Genomic DNA, 16,280 nt, shown 5'->3' with positions numbered 1-16,280 from the left:
GGCTGCGCTATAGGGTCTGCGATCCATCCCGCAGGGGCGAGCAATGTCCTTTATTCCCGACACAACCACGCTGATCCAGTTCGCCATCGCCACCGTCATCCTGGCGATCACGCCGGGACCGGACATGACGCTTTTCGTTTCGCGCACGCTGAGCCAGGGCCGAGCCACCGGTTTTGCCTCGATGGCCGGGGCGCTTTGCGGCACGCTGATCCATACCACGCTGGTGGTGGTCGGCGTCTCGGCGCTGATCGTGGCCTCGCCGATGGCCTTCTTCGCGCTCAAGATCTTCGGCGCCGGCTATCTGGTGTTCCTGGCCTGGCAGGCGGTGACGAAAGGCTCGGCCTTCTCGCCGGAGAAGAAGACGGGACCGCGGATATCGCTGTTCCGCAGCTGGGCGGCCGGGCTCGGCGTCAACCTGCTCAACCCGAAGATCATCCTGTTCTTCATGACGTTCCTGCCGCAATTCGTTTCCGCGCATGACCCGAACGCGCCGGGCAAGCTCTTCTTCCTCGGCATGATGTTCATCGTGCTGTCGATACCGGTGACGGCGCCGATGGTGCTGGCGGCGGAGAAATTCGCGGCGGCGATGAAGGCTAGCCCGCGCGTCACGCGCGTGGTCGATTATTGCTTCGGCGGGGTGTTCTCGGCCTTCGCGCTCAAGATCCTGACGGCGCAGGCGAAGTAAACCGCAGCGCAGCGATCAGGATTCTGGGTCGAGCAAGGGCTCGCGGCGCCAGGTGCCGGCCCAGCGGCCGGCGGAAAGCCAGTAGAAGATGCCGCCGACCATGCCGCTGCCGACGATCGCGAGCCTCGCATTGGTGCCGGTGATGTCGAAATCGCCGTCGCTGACATTATGCGCGAAGCCGAGGAAGACGACGGCGATGACGGCGCCGCCCAGCGCGTAGAACAGCCAGTCGCGGCGGCCGAGCACTTCGGCGATCAGGATGACGACGGCCGCCGGCATGAAGCCGAAATAGGCGACGAACAGCGCCACGAAAGGCACCGAAAAATAGAGCGCGGGCGCGATCGTCGGGTGCCCGGGCTCCGGCGCATAGCCGAAATGGCCGAGGAAAAGCGCGTTGAGAAAGGCGCTCGCCGCCAGCGAGGCCACAACATAGCCGATCAGGATGACGGCGAAGCGGACGAGATAGGCGATGATACGCCTCACGCCTCGCCGTGCCCCGCGATCATCATCGCTTCCAGCGCCAGCCGGTCCGCCTTGCGCATGCGTTCCGACTCCGATTTCAGCTGGCCGCAGGCGGCCAGAATGTCGCGGCCGCGCGGCGTGCGGATCGGCGAGGCGTAGCCGGCATTGTTGATGTAGTCGGCGAACTTCTCGATCGTCTCCCAGTCCGAGCACTGATAATTGGTGCCGGGCCACGGATTGAACGGGATCAAATTGATCTTGGCCGGAATGCCCTTGAGCAGCTTCACCAGCGCCTTGGCGTCGTCCAGCGAATCGTTGACGTCCTTCAGCATCACGTACTCGAAGGTGATGCGGCGGGCGTTGGAGAGGCCGGGGTAAGCGCGGCAGGCAGCGATCAGTTCCTTCAGCGGATATTTCTTGTTGATCGGCACCAGGAGATCGCGCAGATCGTCATTGGTGGCATGCAGCGAGATCGCCAGCATGACGCCGATCTCCTCGCCGGTGCGGGCGATCTCCGGCACCACGCCCGAGGTCGAGAGCGTGATGCGGCGCTTCGACAGGGACAGGCCGTCGCCGTCGGAGGCGATCAGCAGCGCCTTCTTGACCGCCTCGAAATTGTAGAGCGGCTCGCCCATGCCCATCATGACGATGTTGGACACTTTTCTGCCCTCGGCCGGGACGATGGCACCGTCCGGCGTGTCGCGGTCGGGGAAGTCGCCCAGCCGGTCGCGCGCGGTGAGCAGCTGCGCCAGGATTTCTTCCGTCGTCAGGTTGCGCACCAGCTTCTGCGTGCCGGTGTGGCAGAAGGAACAGGTCAGCGTGCAGCCGACCTGCGAGGAGATGCAGAGCGTGCCGCGCCCTTCTTCGGGGATGTAGACGGTCTCGATCTCGACCGGTCGGCCGGCGCCGCGCGGCGGGAAGCGGAACAGCCATTTGCGCGTGCCGTCGGAGGAGATCTGCTCCTCGACGATCTCCGGCCGCGCGACGGTGAAATGCCTGTCGAGCTCGGCGCGCGATTCCTTGGAGATGTTGAACATATGCGCGAAGTCGGAGACGCCGCGCACATACATCCAGTGCCAGAGCTGCTGGGCGCGCATCCTGGCCTGGCGCTCCGGCACGATGCCGGCCTCGACGAGGACTGCGCCGAGCTCGGCGCGGGTCAGGCCGATCAGCGACGGTTTCTCGGCCGGCGCGGAGCGGGCGCGCAAGGCGTCGCGTGCGCCCTCGGCGGTCAGATCGAATGAAAGGGTCATGGTTGCGCCAATATAAGCGGTTTGCGGCCGATTTCAGCATCGTGCCCGAAATGAAGCGCGGCGCATAGCACAGGTTGCGGCCGGAGTCATGCGGGTGGGTTCTTCCGGGAGAAGGTGGATCGGCGCGGAGCGCCGAGACGGTTGAGGGTGATGGAAGAAATGAGGCGTCGGCGTTCCCTGGAACACCCCTTCCGGCCGCTTCGCGGCCACCTTCTCCCACAAGATCCTATGAGGGGAGAAGGGAAGGCCTTGCCTATTTACACTTGGCGATCGAGGCCAGCGCGGCCGAGATGCCTTTCAGCGAAAAGACATAGGATGTCGGGTTGCCGCGGCCGGACTTCGCCTGCACCTTCATGTCGGTGCCGGTCTTCATGGCAGCGATCAGCACCGGCTCTTCGGCCGCATTCTCGACCCAGGCCGACTTGCCGCGGGTGAACATCGAGAAGGTCTTCTTGTCGATGGTGACGGTGGCCTTGGAGCCTTCCTGGAAATTGTAGCCGGCGATGAACTGCGGTTCGTACGAGACCTGCTGCCCAGGGCGCTGGCTGACGAAGAAGAACATGTCGCCGTGGTCGAGCGTCGGCGGCTGCTTGTCGGTCGGCACCGTCAGCACGTAGCAGACCTTGCCGCCCGCCGACTGATAGCTGTAGGTGCCCCAGGCATTGTGCTGGCCGATCTTGGTCGCCTGCTGCGCCAGCGCCGGCGCCGCGAAGGCGGCCGCAAGGACCAGGCTGGAAACTGTAGCAATCAATCCGCGCATCGTTCTTCCCGTATTCCAACTGGTGCGGAGGCGGCCGCGTGGCGTCCTGCCGTCGCTTCATTTTGATTTAATCAGGGTTACCAAACGGTGAATTTTCCTTAAGAAAAGGAGCTCACCCCCAGGAAACCGCCACCTTTCGCGCCGCCGCTTCCACGCGGCAGTCCCGATGTCCCGGCGCGAACTTGGAGGCTACGAAAACGGCAAGAGTTTGTCTTTTCGCGCGGGCGGTTTCGCGGTCTCGTTGCACCGGCCTGAAGTCAGCTGCGCCTCGGTGTCAGCGCTTGTCGGCCAAGGCGTCCCTGGCGGCCTGCCGGTGCGCGGGTGTGATGTGAGCGCTGACGGCGGTGATCGCGGCGGTCAGCACGGCGAGGTCGTCGGTGAAACCGAGACCGACAACGAAGTCGGGGATGAAGTCCACCGGCAGCACGAAATAGCCGAGCGCGGCAAGCAGGATGCCCTTGGCGCGCAGCGGCGTGTCCTTGTCCAGCGCGCAATAATAAGCGGCGACGACCTCGTCCATGAACGGTATCTGCCGTGCAGCCTTCTTGGCGGTGCGCCAGAATTTCTCGCGCACCTCGCCCTCGCCGGCGAGCTTGTCGCCGAAGCCGAAGAAATCAAAACCGGATTCCTGCGCCATCAATGTCTCCCTGGCCGCGCGTGTCCTTGTACGTCGGTTCGCCGCGGGAGATGTGGGGGAAGCGCCAGCTTGCTGCAAGAGTTCGGGCGGATCTCGGCTCGGAAAATCGGACGGGGAACGTCGGCCAGCAAGTAAGCTGAGTTGGCAATTGCCTTGGTCTGGTAATTAGCCGAGGCATCCCTCCGATCGTCATCCTATGTTCTGCGCCGCGTCGCTTCGCTCCTTGCTCCGCCCGAGGATGACGACGCTGGAGCGGTTGCAGTCACACTGCCGGCGGACTCCCCAGCCCTACCCGAAATAGCGGTTCATCCGCTTCGCCAATTCGATGTCGAGCGCCGTGATCCCGCCGGCGTCGTGCGTGTTCAGCGTCACGTCGACGGTCTTGTAGACATTCGACCAGTCGGGGTGGTGGTCCATCTTCTCGGCGGCAAGCGCCACCCGGGTCATGAAGGCGAAGGCTTCGGAGAAGTTCTTGAAGCCGAAGCTGCGCTTGATCGATGCGCCATCGGCGGCCAGCGACCAGCCTTCGAGTTCGGCGAGCGCGGCGGCGATCGCTTCTTTGCTGAGTTTCTCTCTGGTCATGTCGGGTTCCTGTGCTATTCGAAATTGAATCAACCATAGCGCCGGATCGATGAGCGCAAAGCCCATAAAATCCATTCTGTTCGTCTGCCTCGGCAACATCTGCCGCTCGCCGCTGGCCGAGGGTGTCTTCCGCGCCGTGTGGGCCGAGCGCGGAGAGGGCCGCGGCATGGTGCTCGATTCGGCCGCGACCAGTGGCTGGGAAGTCGGCTCCGCTCCCGATCCGCGTTCGATCGCGGTCGCCACAAGCCATGGCATCGACATTTCCGGGCAAAGGGCGCGTAGAATAGCGCCGGAGGATTTTACGCGCTTCGACCTGATCCTCGGCATGGACCGCTCGAATGTGCGCGATCTCAAGGCGCTGGCGCCTCAGGCCGCGCGCGACCGCATCCACCTCTATCTGGAATTTGCGACCGGAACGGGACGGGACGTGCCGGATCCCTATTACGAGGACCAGCAGGCCTTCGCCGCCGTCTACCGCATGATCCGCGAAGCGTCGGAGGCGCTGGCGAAGCGGCTGGAGGCGCGCGCGTCGGCGCCGGCCAATGGCCAGGCTTCCTCGACGATATAAGGACCGCCGCCCACCGAATCGCGCGACGACATCAGGACGAAGCGGCCGACGCGGAAGGGCAGTGCGGAAAAATTGCCGCGCGCCGAAAGATATTGCGCTACGTCCGCCGGGCTCGAGTTGCGCAGGCGCGCGAGCGTCACATGCGGCATGAACTTGCGCGGATCGGCGGGCAGGCCGAGCCGCTGGCAGATGCGGTCGATCTCGCTCTGCAGCGCCACCAGGTCCGGCGAGGCGGATACGCCGGCCCACACCGCATGCGGCTTCTTTCCGCCGAAGGCGCCGACGCCGGAGAGCGTCAGGGGAAAGGAAGGACGGTGGATGCGGTCGAGCGCGCCGGCGATCTCGTCGGCGACATGGCCTTCGACATCGCCGATGAAGCGCAGCGTCAGATGGTAGTTTTCGACATCGATCCAGCGGGCTCCCGGAAGCCCGCCCCGGAGCAGGGACAGCGAAAGAGCGGCATCACGCGGAATTTCGAGGGCGGTGAAAAGACGTGGCATGGGAAGCCTCCTGTCCTCGAATCGAAACTCTCGCCCCTAGCGAATCATCGATAGCCATGCGGAGCAAGCGCTTTGTTGTCCACAAGCTTTCCCCAACGGAAAGCGTTACCCACCCGCCTCACGACGGACCACCATTTGCGGCAATGGCCTTCCTGACGGCCGGCAGAATGCGCTCGACCATCACGTCGACGCCCTTGGGGTTGGGATGCAGGCCGTCTTCCAGCTGCAGGTCGGGGTGCGCGGCGACGCCGTCGAGAAAGAACGGGTAGAGCGGAGCATCATATTTGGCGGCAAGCCTGGGATAGATCGCATCGAAGGTCTTCTGGTAGTCGGCGCCGAGATTGGGCGCGGCGCGCATGCCGGCCAGGAGCACCGGGATGCCACGCTGCTTGAGCTTACCCAGCATCGTGTCGAGGTTCTTTTCGGCAATGCCGGGCGAAACGCCGCGCAGCATGTCGTTGGCGCCGAGCTCGAGGATGACGAGCCTGGTGCCGTCCGGCACCGACCAGTCGAGCCTTGCCAACCCGCCGCTGGTGGTGTCGCCGGAGACGCCGGCATTGGCGACGGTGACGTCCAGGCCCTTTGCCTTCAGTGCCGCCTGCAGCCGGTCGGTGAAGCCCTGACCGGGTGCGAGGTTGAAGCCCGCCATCAGGCTGTCGCCGAAGCCGACGATGGAGAAGGTCTGAGCCCGCGCCGACGAAATGGCGCCGCAAACCGCTAGGAAAAGGAGTAGGGCTGCGGCGAGTGAGTGTTTGAAAGCCATGCGGCGAGCCCCATATGACCGAAACATTCGCGGGGAAGACTCGTCTCCCTTATCCACCATATAGGACGCTTTCATTGTGACAGAAGCCGTCATCGCATTGAGGGATGTCTCCCTGACGCTCGGCGAGGGCGCTTCCTCCGTCCATGTGCTGAAAGGCGTCAGCCTCGATGTGGCGGGCGGCGAGGCCACCGGCATCGTCGGCCCGTCAGGATCCGGCAAGTCCACCTTGCTGATGGTCCTGGCCGGGCTGGAAAGGGTTGACTCGGGCACAGTGCGAATCGCCGGCGAATTGCTCAATGGCAAAAGCGAGGATCAGATTGCTTCGTTTCGGGGGCGAAACATCGGCATCGTCTTCCAGTCCTTCCACCTCATCCCCAACATGACGGCGCTCGAAAATGTCGCGGTGCCTCTGGAGCTGGCCGGCCATGCCGACCCGTTCGGCGTGGCGGCGCGAGAGCTCGCGGCGGTCGGCCTGAGCGACCGTGTGACGCACTATCCCGGCGAGCTCTCGGGCGGCGAGCAGCAGCGCGTGGCGATCGCCCGGGCGCTGGCGCCCTCGCCGCGCATCCTGATTGCCGACGAGCCGACCGGCAATCTCGACCAGGCTACCGGCAAGCAGATCGCCGACCTTCTCTTCGCCAAGGCTGCCGAGCGCGGCATGACGCTGGTTCTGGTCACGCATGATCCGGCGCTTGCCGCCCGCTGCTCGCGCCAGGTGTCAATGCGCTCGGGGCGCATCGAGGATGCGCCGAAGTCCGTCAGGGTGCCGGCCTGATGCGGACGTTGAAGCTCGCCATGCGCTTTTCGCTGCGCGAGATGCGCGGCGGCCTGTCCGGCTTCATGATTTTCCTCGCCTGCATTGCGCTCGGCGTCGCGGCGATCGGCGGCGTCAATTCGGTGGCGCAGGCGATCACCGCCGGTGTCGCCAATCAGGGTCAGACGCTGCTCGGCGGCGACCTGCGCTTCCAGATCAACCAGCGCAGCGCCTCGGATGCCGAGCTCGGCTTCATCAAGAGCCTTGGCCCGGTCTCGCTGAATGCCGGCATGCGCTCGATGGCCCGCCTCGAGGACGGCTCGGACCAGGCGCTGGTCGAGGCCAAGGCGGTCGACGACGCCTATCCGCTCTACGGCGTGCTGGAAACCGACCCGTCGTTGCCGAAGAAGGAGCTGTTCGGCGAGCGATCGGGTGTCTTCGGCGCCGCTGCGCCCGAGCTGTTGTTCGATCGGCTCAATCTGCATGTCGGCGATCGGCTGAAACTCGGCGGCGCCACCTTCGAGCTGAGGGCCAGGCTGATCAGCGAGCCGGACGCGATATCGGACGGCTTCGGCTTCGCGCCGCGGCTGCTGATCTCAAGCGAGGGGCTTGCTGCATCCGGCCTGGTCCAGACCGGCAGCCTGGTCGAGAACGCCTACAAGGTCCGCCTGCCCGAGGGCGCAGGCGAAGCGCGGCTGAAGCAGATCCAGGCTGAAGCCGCGAAGGACTTTCCGCAGGCCGGCTGGTCGATCCGCACGCGCAGCAACGCAGCACCTGCGCTTTCCTCCAACATCCAGCGCTTCTCGCAGTTCCTGACGGTGGTCGGGCTGACGGCGCTGGTGGTCGGCGGCGTCGGCGTGGCCAATGCCGTGCGCGCCTATCTCGACGGCAAGCGCGGTGTCATCGCCACCTTCAAGAGTCTCGGCGCTTCGGGCGGCTTCGTCTTCACGGTCTATCTCGTGCAGATCCTCTTGATTGCCGGCCTCGGCATCGTGCTCGGCCTGATCCTGGGTGCTGCGATGCCGTTCGCGGCGAGCGCGCTGCTGCAATCGGTCATTCCGGTGCCGGCGGAAGGTGGCTTCTATCCCGGCGCGCTTGCGATGGCGGCGCTGTTCGGCTTCTTGGTGACACTGGCCTTTGCGCTGCTGCCGCTCGGCCGCGCCCGCGATGTGCCGGCAACGGCGCTGTTCCGCGAGATGGGTTTCGAGAGCCGCGGCCTGCCACGCCTGCCATATGCGGTCGCGGCTCTGGCGATCGTGCTGGTGCTGGCGGCGCTCGCCATCCTTTCCGCCGACGACCGGCGCATCGCCTCGATCTTCGTCGGCGCGACGGTCTTTGCCTTCCTGGTGCTGCGGCTGGTGGCGGCGCTGGTGCAATGGGCGGCCAGGCGCAGTCCACGCATGCGCTCGGTCTCGCTGAGACTCGCGCTCGGCAACATCCACCGTCCAGGCGCGCTGACGCCTTCGGTGGTGCTGTCGCTCGGGCTCGGCCTGACGCTCCTGGCGACGCTGGCGCTGATCGACGGCAATCTCAGGCGGCAAATTTCCGGCAGCCTGCCGGAGCGGGCGCCCAACTTCTTCTTCGTCGATATCCAGAGCAGCGATGTCGATGCCTTTGCTAAGCTGGTCGAGAAGGAGGCGCCGCAAGGGACGCTGGTCAAGGTGCCGATGCTGCGCGGCCGGATCATGGCGCTCAACGGCGTCGACGTCGACAAGGTGAAGATTCCCGCCGACGGCGCCTGGGTGCTGCGCGGCGACCGCGGCCTCACCTATGACGCGAGGCAGCCGGAGAACGCGACGCTGACCGAAGGCGCGTGGTGGCCGCAGAATTATTCCGGCGAGCCGCTGGTGTCGTTCTCGGCCGAGGAAGGCAAGGCGATCGGGCTGAAGCTCGGCGACACCGTCACCGTCAACGTGCTCGGCCGCAACGTGACGGCGAGGGTCGCCAATTTCCGCCAGGTCGAGTGGGAAACCATGGGCATCAATTTCGTCATGGTGTTCTCGCCCAACACCTTTGCCGGGGCGCCGCATGGCTGGCTGGCGACGCTGACCGACAAAAAAGCCACCACCGCCGACGATGCGCGGCTGCCCAACGCAGTCACCCGCGCCTTTCCGGCGGTGACGACGGTTCGCGTCAAGGACGCGCTCGACATCGTCAACCGGCTCGTCGCGCAGTTGGGGACGGCGATCCGCGCCGCCGCGGGCGTGGCGCTGATCGCCTCGGTGCTAGTGCTCTCGGGCGCTTTAGCCGCCGGCAACCGGGCGCGCATCCACGATGCGGTGGTGCTGAAGACGCTCGGTGCGACAAGGCGAACACTGATCACCGCCTTCTCGCTGGAATATGTGCTGATCGGCCTTGCCACCGCGCTGTTTGCGCTGGCGGCGGGCGGCGTCGCCGCTTGGTTCGTCGTCGCGCATATCATGACGCTGCCGTCGCACTTCATGCCGGAAGTGGCGGTGACGACGATCCTCGTCTCGCTGGCGGTCACCGTCGGCATCGGCCTCGCCGGCACCTGGCGGGTGCTCGGCCACAAGGCGGCGCCGGTGCTGCGCAACCTCTGACCCCGACGAGCGCCGGGAGCAGGCTCGGCCTCGTTAAATCTTTGTAAGAATGCCGGCCGAAACGGCCGAAAACCGGGCTTTTGCCTTCTCACGAAGCGTTACGCCCCGTTACCGTCTTGTCCTTAACGTCAAGAACCATCATATTTCTGCGCAGGCATGCTGGAGCCCGGCCAGCGGCGCCTGGTCCCAACAGAGTGAATCTGGGGACCTGTCACCGGACGGGGCAGGAGCAACAGAGGATTTCCAATGGCTGATCCCATTCGCAACTACCAGACGTCCGCCGCTCCCGGCGCGCGCGTCGATATCGATCAGGGCCTGCGGGCCTATATGATCAAAGTCTACAACCTGATGGGGCTTGGCCTGCTCATCACCGGCCTCGCCGCCTGGGGTGCGTTCCAGCTTGCCGTCACCGGCGACGGCCAGCTGACCGCCTTCGGCCAACTCATCTATGCAAGCGCGTTCCGCTGGGTCGTCATCCTGGCGCCGCTGGCTGCCGTGATGTTCCTGTCGTTCAGGATCCAGTCGATGAGCGTGGCGGCGGCGCAGACCACGTTCTGGGTCTATGCCGGCCTTGTCGGCCTGTCGCTGTCGACGATCTTCCTCGTCTACACCGGCACCAGCATCACCCAGACCTTCTTCGCTACGGCCGCGGCCTTCGGCGGGCTGTCGCTTTATGGCTACACGACCAGGCGCGACCTGACGGCCTTCGGCTCGTTCCTGATCATGGGTGTGATCGGCCTGCTGATCGCGCTGCTGATCAACATCTTCCTGCAGTCGTCGGCGCTCGCCTTCGCCATCTCGGCGATCGGCGTATTGGTGTTCGCGGGCCTGACCGCCTACGACACGCAGCGGATCAAGGAGATGTATTTCGAGGGTGACGTCGCGGACGTTGCTGGCCGCAAGGCGATCATGGGCGCGCTGCAGCTCTATCTCGACTTCATCAACCTGTTCATGTTCCTGCTGCAGTTCATGGGCGATCGTCGCTAAGGCGCGCAGTCCGGTCCGGCTGGACCATAGACTTCGGAAAGGGCGGCCCAACGGCCGCCCTTTCCTTTTGCGCGCTCCTCTGCTGTTATCGAGGCAGAAGAACGAACTGCACAAATTATGAGCAACATCGCAATCAGAGCGGCCACCGCTGCCGACCTCGACCGAATCACCAAAATCTATGCCGACGCGGTCAGGAACGGCACGGCGAGCTACGAGCTGGAGCCGCCCAGCCGCGCCGAAATGGGCAATCGATTCGACACCTTAGCGGCAGGCGGCTTTCCCTATCTCGTGGCGGAAAAGAACGGCGCCGTGCTCGGTTATGCCTATGCCGGACCGTTCCGGCCGCGTCCCGCCTACCGTTTCGTCGTTGAGGACTCGGTCTATATCGCGCCCGAGGCCAAGGGTCAGGGCGTCGGCCTCCTGTTGATGCAGGCGCTGATCGAGGCGGCGCGCGCCGCGGGCTTTCGCCAGATCATTGCAGTGATCGGCGACGGGCACGCAGACAGCGCGTCCGTGCGGCTGCATGAGAAGCTCGGCTTCCATCATTCCGGGCGCCTGGAAGGGTCGGGCTACAAGCACGGACGCTGGCTGGACACCGTGTTCATGCAGCTGCCGCTCAACGGCGGCGCAGCGCTGCCGCCCGATCCGGATTCGCTGCCGGAGCGGAGATTTCGCGAGGGAAAGAGGAACTGAGGAATTGAAGAATTGAAGAATTGAAGAAAAAGGCGCTCAGCGCCTGGTGTAGCCGCCGTCTTCCTTCGTTCTTCAGTTTCCTCAGTTCTTCAGTTCCCTGGCTCAAGCCTCGACCAGCTTAAGCTTGGAATCGAACACGCCGAGCACGCGGCCGAGCTCCTGGCCGCGCTTCAGGATGCGCCCGCCGGCGGCGATGACGGCGAAGGCGCCTTGCCGGCGCGCCAGCTTAGGGTCCTTGACGATCTGGAACAGCGGCACTTCGCTGGCGCGGCGGAAGACAGAAAAGACAGCGCGATCAGAGAGATGGTCGATCGCATAGTCGCGCCATTCGTTGGCCGCCACCATGCGTCCGTAAAGCCTCAGAATCTGGTCGAGTTCGCGTCGATCGAAGCGAACCGGCTGGTCGAGGCGCGCGCGGCGCGCCTCGTGCAGCGGGATCAATATTCCGGATGCTTCCCCATCCTCCATCCCGCTGCTGTGATCGGTCATGCCTCGATCCTTCGATTGAATCTGCACGCGATAAGGTTCGCGCTTTCGCGGCCGAATTGCAAGGGCCGGCTAAGCTAGCCGGCCCTGCGCCGTTTCCGAAAGGTCCAGTCACGTTTGCGAAACGCGTGTTGTCATTGGTGATGCTCCGCCACAATGTCGCCACAAATTATCCGCGCTCATGCCCCAATGTCCGACGAGTTTACCCGCGTTGCCTGAGACGGTTCGGTCCGGCACCGGCTCGTAAACCCCAAGCCCCCCGCCCACGGGTCAGCGTCGGATCGAACCAACCTCGGTTTTTCCTTGGAAAAATCAGGTGCGACGATCCCAAAACCTGAATGACCGGCGTCAGAAGCAAGCTGACGCCGGTTTTTTATTTTCCTTCTCCCACAGGGGAGAAGGGGGAGCTAAAGCCGATCGGGCTTGCGGATGAAGGCGGCGCCGAGGATGGGGCCGGGCATGCCGTCTCTGCCGACGGACTGCAGCAGCACCGCGCAGCCGCCCTTCTTGGCGATCTCGGTCATCGGCAGTTCGTAGCGCTGCGCTTTGCCGTGCCACATGCCGGCCGTCTGGATGTCGGAGACGGCATTCCAATAGGTCAGGCTGCGGCCGCTGTTCTCGCCCTGGCCGATCTTCACCATGTGCGGCGGATCGAAATAGACGATCACCACATGGGCGTCGGTCGGGCCGTTGCCGGCGTCGCCGGCGTCGATCACGACGCGGTCGCTGGTGCGGCTCACCTTGATGCCGACCCGCATGCCCTCGCCAGCCCTGTCCATTCGGGCCAGCGCGCCGTCGACATCCTTGCGGCTGGCGCCATTGACATGGCTGCGGCCGTTGATGACGGCCTGCGGGGTGTAGACCGAGCGGCTGCCGAAGGCGCGCATATAGTCATACTGCCGGTCGGTGTTTTCCTTCGTGCTCAGCGTATCCTGCCAGCCCAGATAGTCCCAGTAGTTCACATGGTAGGCGAGCGCGACGATGTTTTCCTTGGCGGCAAGCTCGGCGAAGAACTCGTCGGCCGGCGGGCAGGAGCTGCAGCCCTGGCTGGTGAAGAGCTCGACCACGCCCAAGGGTTTGTCGGCCTGAGTCCTGTCGGTTTGAGTCTTATCGATTGGCGGCTTCTCGGGCTCGTTTGCCAGCGCGGCACCGGCAAAAGTTGAAACGGCCAGCGCAAGTGCCGCAAGCCGCAATGATCCTCGAGATGCCATGACGTTCCGATTCCCGCCGGTGACGCCGGCCTTGTTCTGATTGCTAAAATATGTGGCAGAACCGACAGTCAACGGGAAGTCACGTTGCGGTGAAATTGTGGCGTCGCAACCGCAGATAAGGCGGCACCAGGGGCGTGGCTGCATTTTTCGATGCGGTTCGATTTCGGAGCCGCATCATCGCCATGTGGCAAAGTTTCCTGATGCCGGACGATCTCTATTGCGAGCGAACAGGATCGGGACTTCGGGCGAACCGGCTAATGCTTGGCGGGCGGCGGTTTAATTGGGGGAATAGGGGAGTAAGGGAGTAGGGCGGTAGGGCAGTAGGGCGGTAGGGCAGTAGGGCAGTAGGGCAGTAGGGCAGTAGGGATGCCTGTTCCCTACTCCCTTACTCCCCTATTCCCTTACTCCCTTAGGCTGCCAGATCGCGCAGCACGTATTGCAGGATGCCGCCATTCTTGAAGTAGTCGAGCTCGTCCAGCGTATCGATGCGGCAGACGATCGGCACGTTCTTCACCGTGCCGTCGCCATAGGTGACCTTGGCCACCATCTTCTGGCGCGGCTTGATCGCGTCCAGCCCGTCGATCTCGACCAGCTCGTCGCCCTTGAGATTGAGGGAGGCCCATGAGGTGCCGTCCTCGAAGACGAAGGGGATCACGCCCATGCCGACCAGGTTCGAGCGGTGGATGCGCTCGAAGGACTGGGCGATGACCGCGCGGACACCAAGGAGATTCGTTCCCTTGGCGGCCCAGTCGCGCGAGGAGCCGTTGCCGTATTCGACGCCGGCGAAGATCACCAGCGGCACGCCTTCCTTCTTGTACTCCATCGCGGCGTCGTAGATCGACATCTCCTCCTTCGAGGGATAGTGGATCGTATAGCCGCCCTCGCGGCCGTTCTCACCCAGCATGTGGTTGCGGATGCGGATGTTGGCGAAGGTGCCGCGCATCATCACCTCATGATTGCCGCGCCGCGTGCCGTACTGGTTGAAGTCGGCGACGCCGACACCGTGCTCGGTGAGATACTTGCCGGCCGGCGAAGCGGCCTTGATCGAGCCCGCCGGCGAGATGTGGTCGGTGGTGATCTTGTCGCCGAAGAGACCCAGCACGCGCGCGCCCTTGATATCGCCGATCTTGCCGAAGCTGCGCGCCATGCCGGCGAAATAGGGCGGGTTCTGCACATAGGTCGAATGATCGTCCCAGGCATAGGTCTGGCCTGCCGGCGCCTTGACCTTCTGCCAGTACGCGTCGCCCTTGAAGACGTCGGCATATTTGCGGGCGAACAGCTCGCGTGTGACGTTCTTTTCGATGAACTCCTGGATCTCGGCCGCGGTCGGCCAGATGTCCTTGAGATAGACCGGCTTGCCGTCGCTGCCCTCGCCGAGCGGCTCGGTGGTGAGGTCCTTGGTGACGGTGCCGGCCAGCGCGTGCGCCACCACCAGCGGCGGCGAGGCGAGGTAGTTGGCCTGCACATCCGGAGAGACGCGGCCTTCGAAGTTGCGGTTGCCGGACAAGACCGCGGCAGCAATCAAACCTTTATCGTTGATGGTCTTGGAGATCGGGCCCGGCAGCGGGCCGGAATTGCCGATGCAGGTGGTGCAGCCGAAGCCGACCAGGTTGAAACCGATCTGGTCAAGTTCCTTCTGCAGGCCGGACTTCTCCAGATATTCGGCCACCACCTGGCTGCCGGGGGCGAGCGAGGTCTTAACCCAGGGCTTCTGCTTCAGGCCGCGCCGATTGGCGTTGCGAGCAAGCAGGCCGGCGCCGATCAGCACGCTCGGGTTCGAGGTGTTGGTGCAGGAGGTGATGGCGGCGATGACGACGTCGCCATGGCCGAGGTCGTAGGAAGCGCCTTCCACCGCGTAGCGCTTCGAGATCTCGGCGGCCTTCTTGTACTCGGTCTCCATCGCCTTGGCGAAGCCGGCCGGAATGTCCTCCAGGGCGACGCGGCCCTCGGGGCGCTTCGGGCCGGCCATCGACGGCACGACATCGCCGAGGTCGAGCTCGAGCAGGTCCGTGAAAACCGGATCGGCCGAGCCGGCGTCGCGCCACATGCCTTGCGCCTTCGAATAGGCCTCGACCAGCGCTATGCGGTTCTCCTCGCGGCCGGACATCGTCAGATAGCGGATGGTCTCGCTGTCGACCGGGAAGAAGCCGCAGGTGGCGCCGTATTCCGGCGCCATGTTGCCGATGGTGGCACGGTCGGCCAGCGTCATGTTGGAGAGGCCGGGGCCGAAGAACTCGACGAACTTGCCGACGACGCCCTTCTTGCGCAGCATCTGGGTGACGGTGAGCACCAGGTCGGTGGCGGTGACGCCTTCCTTCAGCTTGCCGGTAAGGCGGAAGCCGATGACCTCGGGCAGAAGCATGGAGACCGGCTGTCCGAGCATCGCGGCCTCGGCCTCGATGCCGCCCACGCCCCAGCCGAGCACGCCAAGGCCGTTGATCATGGTGGTGTGCGAATCGGTGCCGACGCAGGTGTCGGGATAGGCGATGGTCTCGCCGTCCTCGCTGTTGGTCCACACCACCTGTCCGAGATATTCGAGGTTGACCTGGTGGCAGATGCCGGTGCCGGGCGGCACGACGCGGAAGTTGCGGAAGGCCTGCTGGCCCCATTTCAGGAACTTGTAGCGCTCCTCGTTGCGCTCATATTCGAGCTCAACATTGCGTGCGAAGGCCATCGGCGTGCCGAACTCGTCGACGATGACGGAGTGGTCGATGACGAGGTCGACCGGCACCAGCGGGTTGATCTTTTCCGGATCGCCGCCGAGCGCCTTGATGCCGTCGCGCATGGCGGCCAGATCGACCACGGCCGGGACGCCGGTGAAGTCCTGCATCAGCACGCGCGCCGGGCGGTAGGCGATCTCGACGCCGGCCGTGCCCTTATCACTCAGCCATGCGGCGACCGCCTTGATGCTCTGCTTGGTGACGGAGCGGCCGTCTTCGTTGCGCAGCAGGTTCTCCAGCAGCACCTTCATCGAATAGGGCAGCTGGGCGATGCCGGCGAGGCCGTTCTTCTCGGCCTCGGCGAGGTCGAAGTAGACATAGTCCGCGCCACCCACGGTCAGGGTGCGGCGGCAATTGAAGCTGTCGAGGGATTTTGACACGTGCGATCCGTCCTTGTCTGTTCAGCCTGAAAGGGAACGGACGCCGATGGCATGCAATCACGCGCAAAGGTGCGGGTACGGCCATTTCCGCTGTCCGCTCCCGAGCAACCCGAGCCGTTCAAGGCGGCGCGTGCGCTGGTTCGGCGCTAATTCTTCTCCCGCGCCGACCGCTGGCACGGATGAACCGCATATAGAGAATTTCCTGGAATAGTTCTAGACAGTCGAAAGGCAAATTTGTGCGATGCGGCGGCGGCCGCAAAACGGTGCTTTCGGGACGG

The 16,280-nt window shown here is 64.5% G+C and carries 16 protein-coding genes; 6 read left to right on the top strand and 10 right to left on the bottom strand.

Features of this window, described 5'->3' with window-relative positions; genetic code table 11:
* The first annotated feature begins 43 nt into the window (after positions 1–43).
* The gene (locus tag RFN28_RS11540) at positions 44–685 is read left to right on the top strand and encodes a LysE family translocator (RefSeq protein ID WP_320287469.1); all 642 of its coding nucleotides are present in this window, start codon (positions 44–46) and stop codon (positions 683–685) included.
* A 15-nt stretch (positions 686–700) separates the two neighbouring features.
* On the opposite strand, the gene RFN28_RS11535 is transcribed toward RFN28_RS11540, so the two are convergent.
* From RFN28_RS11535 to RFN28_RS11515, 5 genes are all read right to left on the bottom strand, one after another.
* Positions 701–1,168, bottom strand: coding sequence for a hypothetical protein (locus RFN28_RS11535; protein ID WP_320287468.1), 468 nt, complete (start codon positions 1,166–1,168; stop codon positions 701–703).
* A complete protein-coding gene (gene rlmN, locus RFN28_RS11530; RefSeq protein ID WP_320287467.1) occupies positions 1,165–2,400 on the bottom strand; it encodes a dual-specificity RNA methyltransferase RlmN in 1,236 nt (411 codons plus the stop codon). Before rlmN ends, RFN28_RS11535 begins: the two co-directional genes overlap by 4 nt.
* A gap of 253 nt (positions 2,401–2,653) precedes the next feature.
* Positions 2,654–3,160 (bottom strand): invasion associated locus B family protein, encoded by a 507-nt coding sequence (locus RFN28_RS11525; protein WP_320287466.1) that lies wholly within the window; start codon positions 3,158–3,160, stop codon positions 2,654–2,656.
* Positions 3,161–3,434: 274 nt separating this feature from the next.
* Positions 3,435–3,797, bottom strand: a complete 363-nt coding sequence (locus RFN28_RS11520) for a YkvA family protein (RefSeq protein WP_320287465.1) — start codon at positions 3,795–3,797, stop codon at positions 3,435–3,437.
* A 288-nt stretch (positions 3,798–4,085) separates the two neighbouring features.
* On the bottom strand, positions 4,086–4,379 hold the full coding sequence (locus RFN28_RS11515) for a 4a-hydroxytetrahydrobiopterin dehydratase (RefSeq protein WP_126097111.1): 294 nt from the start codon (positions 4,377–4,379) through the stop codon (positions 4,086–4,088).
* A 49-nt stretch (positions 4,380–4,428) separates the two neighbouring features.
* Between RFN28_RS11515 and RFN28_RS11510 the strand changes: the two genes are divergently transcribed.
* Positions 4,429–4,947: a low molecular weight protein-tyrosine-phosphatase gene (locus RFN28_RS11510; protein WP_320287464.1), complete on the top strand. Its 519-nt coding sequence runs from the start codon at positions 4,429–4,431 to the stop codon at positions 4,945–4,947.
* On the opposite strand, the gene thpR is transcribed toward RFN28_RS11510, so the two are convergent.
* Both thpR and RFN28_RS11500 read right to left on the bottom strand, forming a co-directional pair.
* Positions 4,851–5,447 carry an RNA 2',3'-cyclic phosphodiesterase gene (gene thpR / locus RFN28_RS11505; RefSeq protein WP_320287463.1) on the bottom strand — a complete coding sequence of 199 codons (597 nt, stop codon included), beginning with the start codon at positions 5,445–5,447 and terminating at the stop codon, positions 4,851–4,853. The genes RFN28_RS11510 and thpR overlap by 97 nt on opposite strands.
* A 118-nt stretch (positions 5,448–5,565) precedes the next feature.
* A complete protein-coding gene (locus RFN28_RS11500; protein ID WP_320287462.1) occupies positions 5,566–6,210 on the bottom strand; it encodes an arylesterase in 645 nt (214 codons plus the stop codon).
* A gap of 76 nt (positions 6,211–6,286) precedes the next feature.
* Between RFN28_RS11500 and RFN28_RS11495 the strand changes: the two genes are divergently transcribed.
* The 4 genes from RFN28_RS11495 to RFN28_RS11480 all read left to right on the top strand — a co-directional run bounded on the left by RFN28_RS11495 (position 6,287) and on the right by RFN28_RS11480 (position 11,205).
* Entirely contained in the window at positions 6,287–6,985 is a 699-nt protein-coding gene (locus RFN28_RS11495) for an ABC transporter ATP-binding protein (protein ID WP_320287461.1), read from the top strand.
* Positions 6,985–9,525 carry an ABC transporter permease gene (locus tag RFN28_RS11490; RefSeq protein WP_320287460.1) on the top strand — a complete coding sequence of 847 codons (2,541 nt, stop codon included), beginning with the start codon at positions 6,985–6,987 and terminating at the stop codon, positions 9,523–9,525. The genes RFN28_RS11495 and RFN28_RS11490 overlap by 1 nt, the downstream gene beginning before the upstream one ends.
* Positions 9,526–9,771: 246 nt before the next feature.
* Positions 9,772–10,512, top strand: a complete 741-nt coding sequence (locus tag RFN28_RS11485) for a Bax inhibitor-1/YccA family protein (protein ID WP_320287459.1) — start codon at positions 9,772–9,774, stop codon at positions 10,510–10,512.
* Between the two features lie 117 nt (positions 10,513–10,629).
* Entirely contained in the window at positions 10,630–11,205 is a 576-nt protein-coding gene (locus tag RFN28_RS11480; RefSeq protein WP_430677793.1) for a GNAT family N-acetyltransferase, read from the top strand.
* 102 nt (positions 11,206–11,307) lie between these two features.
* Here RFN28_RS11480 and RFN28_RS11475 read toward each other — a convergent pair whose 3' ends face one another.
* The 3 genes from RFN28_RS11475 to acnA form a co-directional block, all read right to left on the bottom strand.
* The gene (locus RFN28_RS11475; RefSeq protein WP_320287458.1) at positions 11,308–11,694 is read right to left on the bottom strand and encodes a DUF2794 domain-containing protein; all 387 of its coding nucleotides are present in this window, start codon (positions 11,692–11,694) and stop codon (positions 11,308–11,310) included.
* A 404-nt stretch (positions 11,695–12,098) separates the two neighbouring features.
* Positions 12,099–12,902 (bottom strand): DUF1223 domain-containing protein, encoded by an 804-nt coding sequence (locus tag RFN28_RS11470; RefSeq protein WP_320287457.1) that lies wholly within the window; start codon positions 12,900–12,902, stop codon positions 12,099–12,101.
* Between the two features lie 409 nt (positions 12,903–13,311).
* Positions 13,312–16,002, bottom strand: a complete 2,691-nt coding sequence (acnA, locus tag RFN28_RS11465) for an aconitate hydratase AcnA (RefSeq protein WP_320287456.1) — start codon at positions 16,000–16,002, stop codon at positions 13,312–13,314.
* Positions 16,003–16,280: the final 278 nt, after the last annotated feature.

This window comes from Mesorhizobium album, from assembly GCF_033977205.1.
Lineage (GTDB): Bacteria > Pseudomonadota > Alphaproteobacteria > Rhizobiales > Rhizobiaceae > Mesorhizobium > Mesorhizobium album.
The sequence above is the reverse complement of the archived record's forward strand: the minus strand, read 5'-3'. Positions and strand labels throughout refer to the sequence as shown.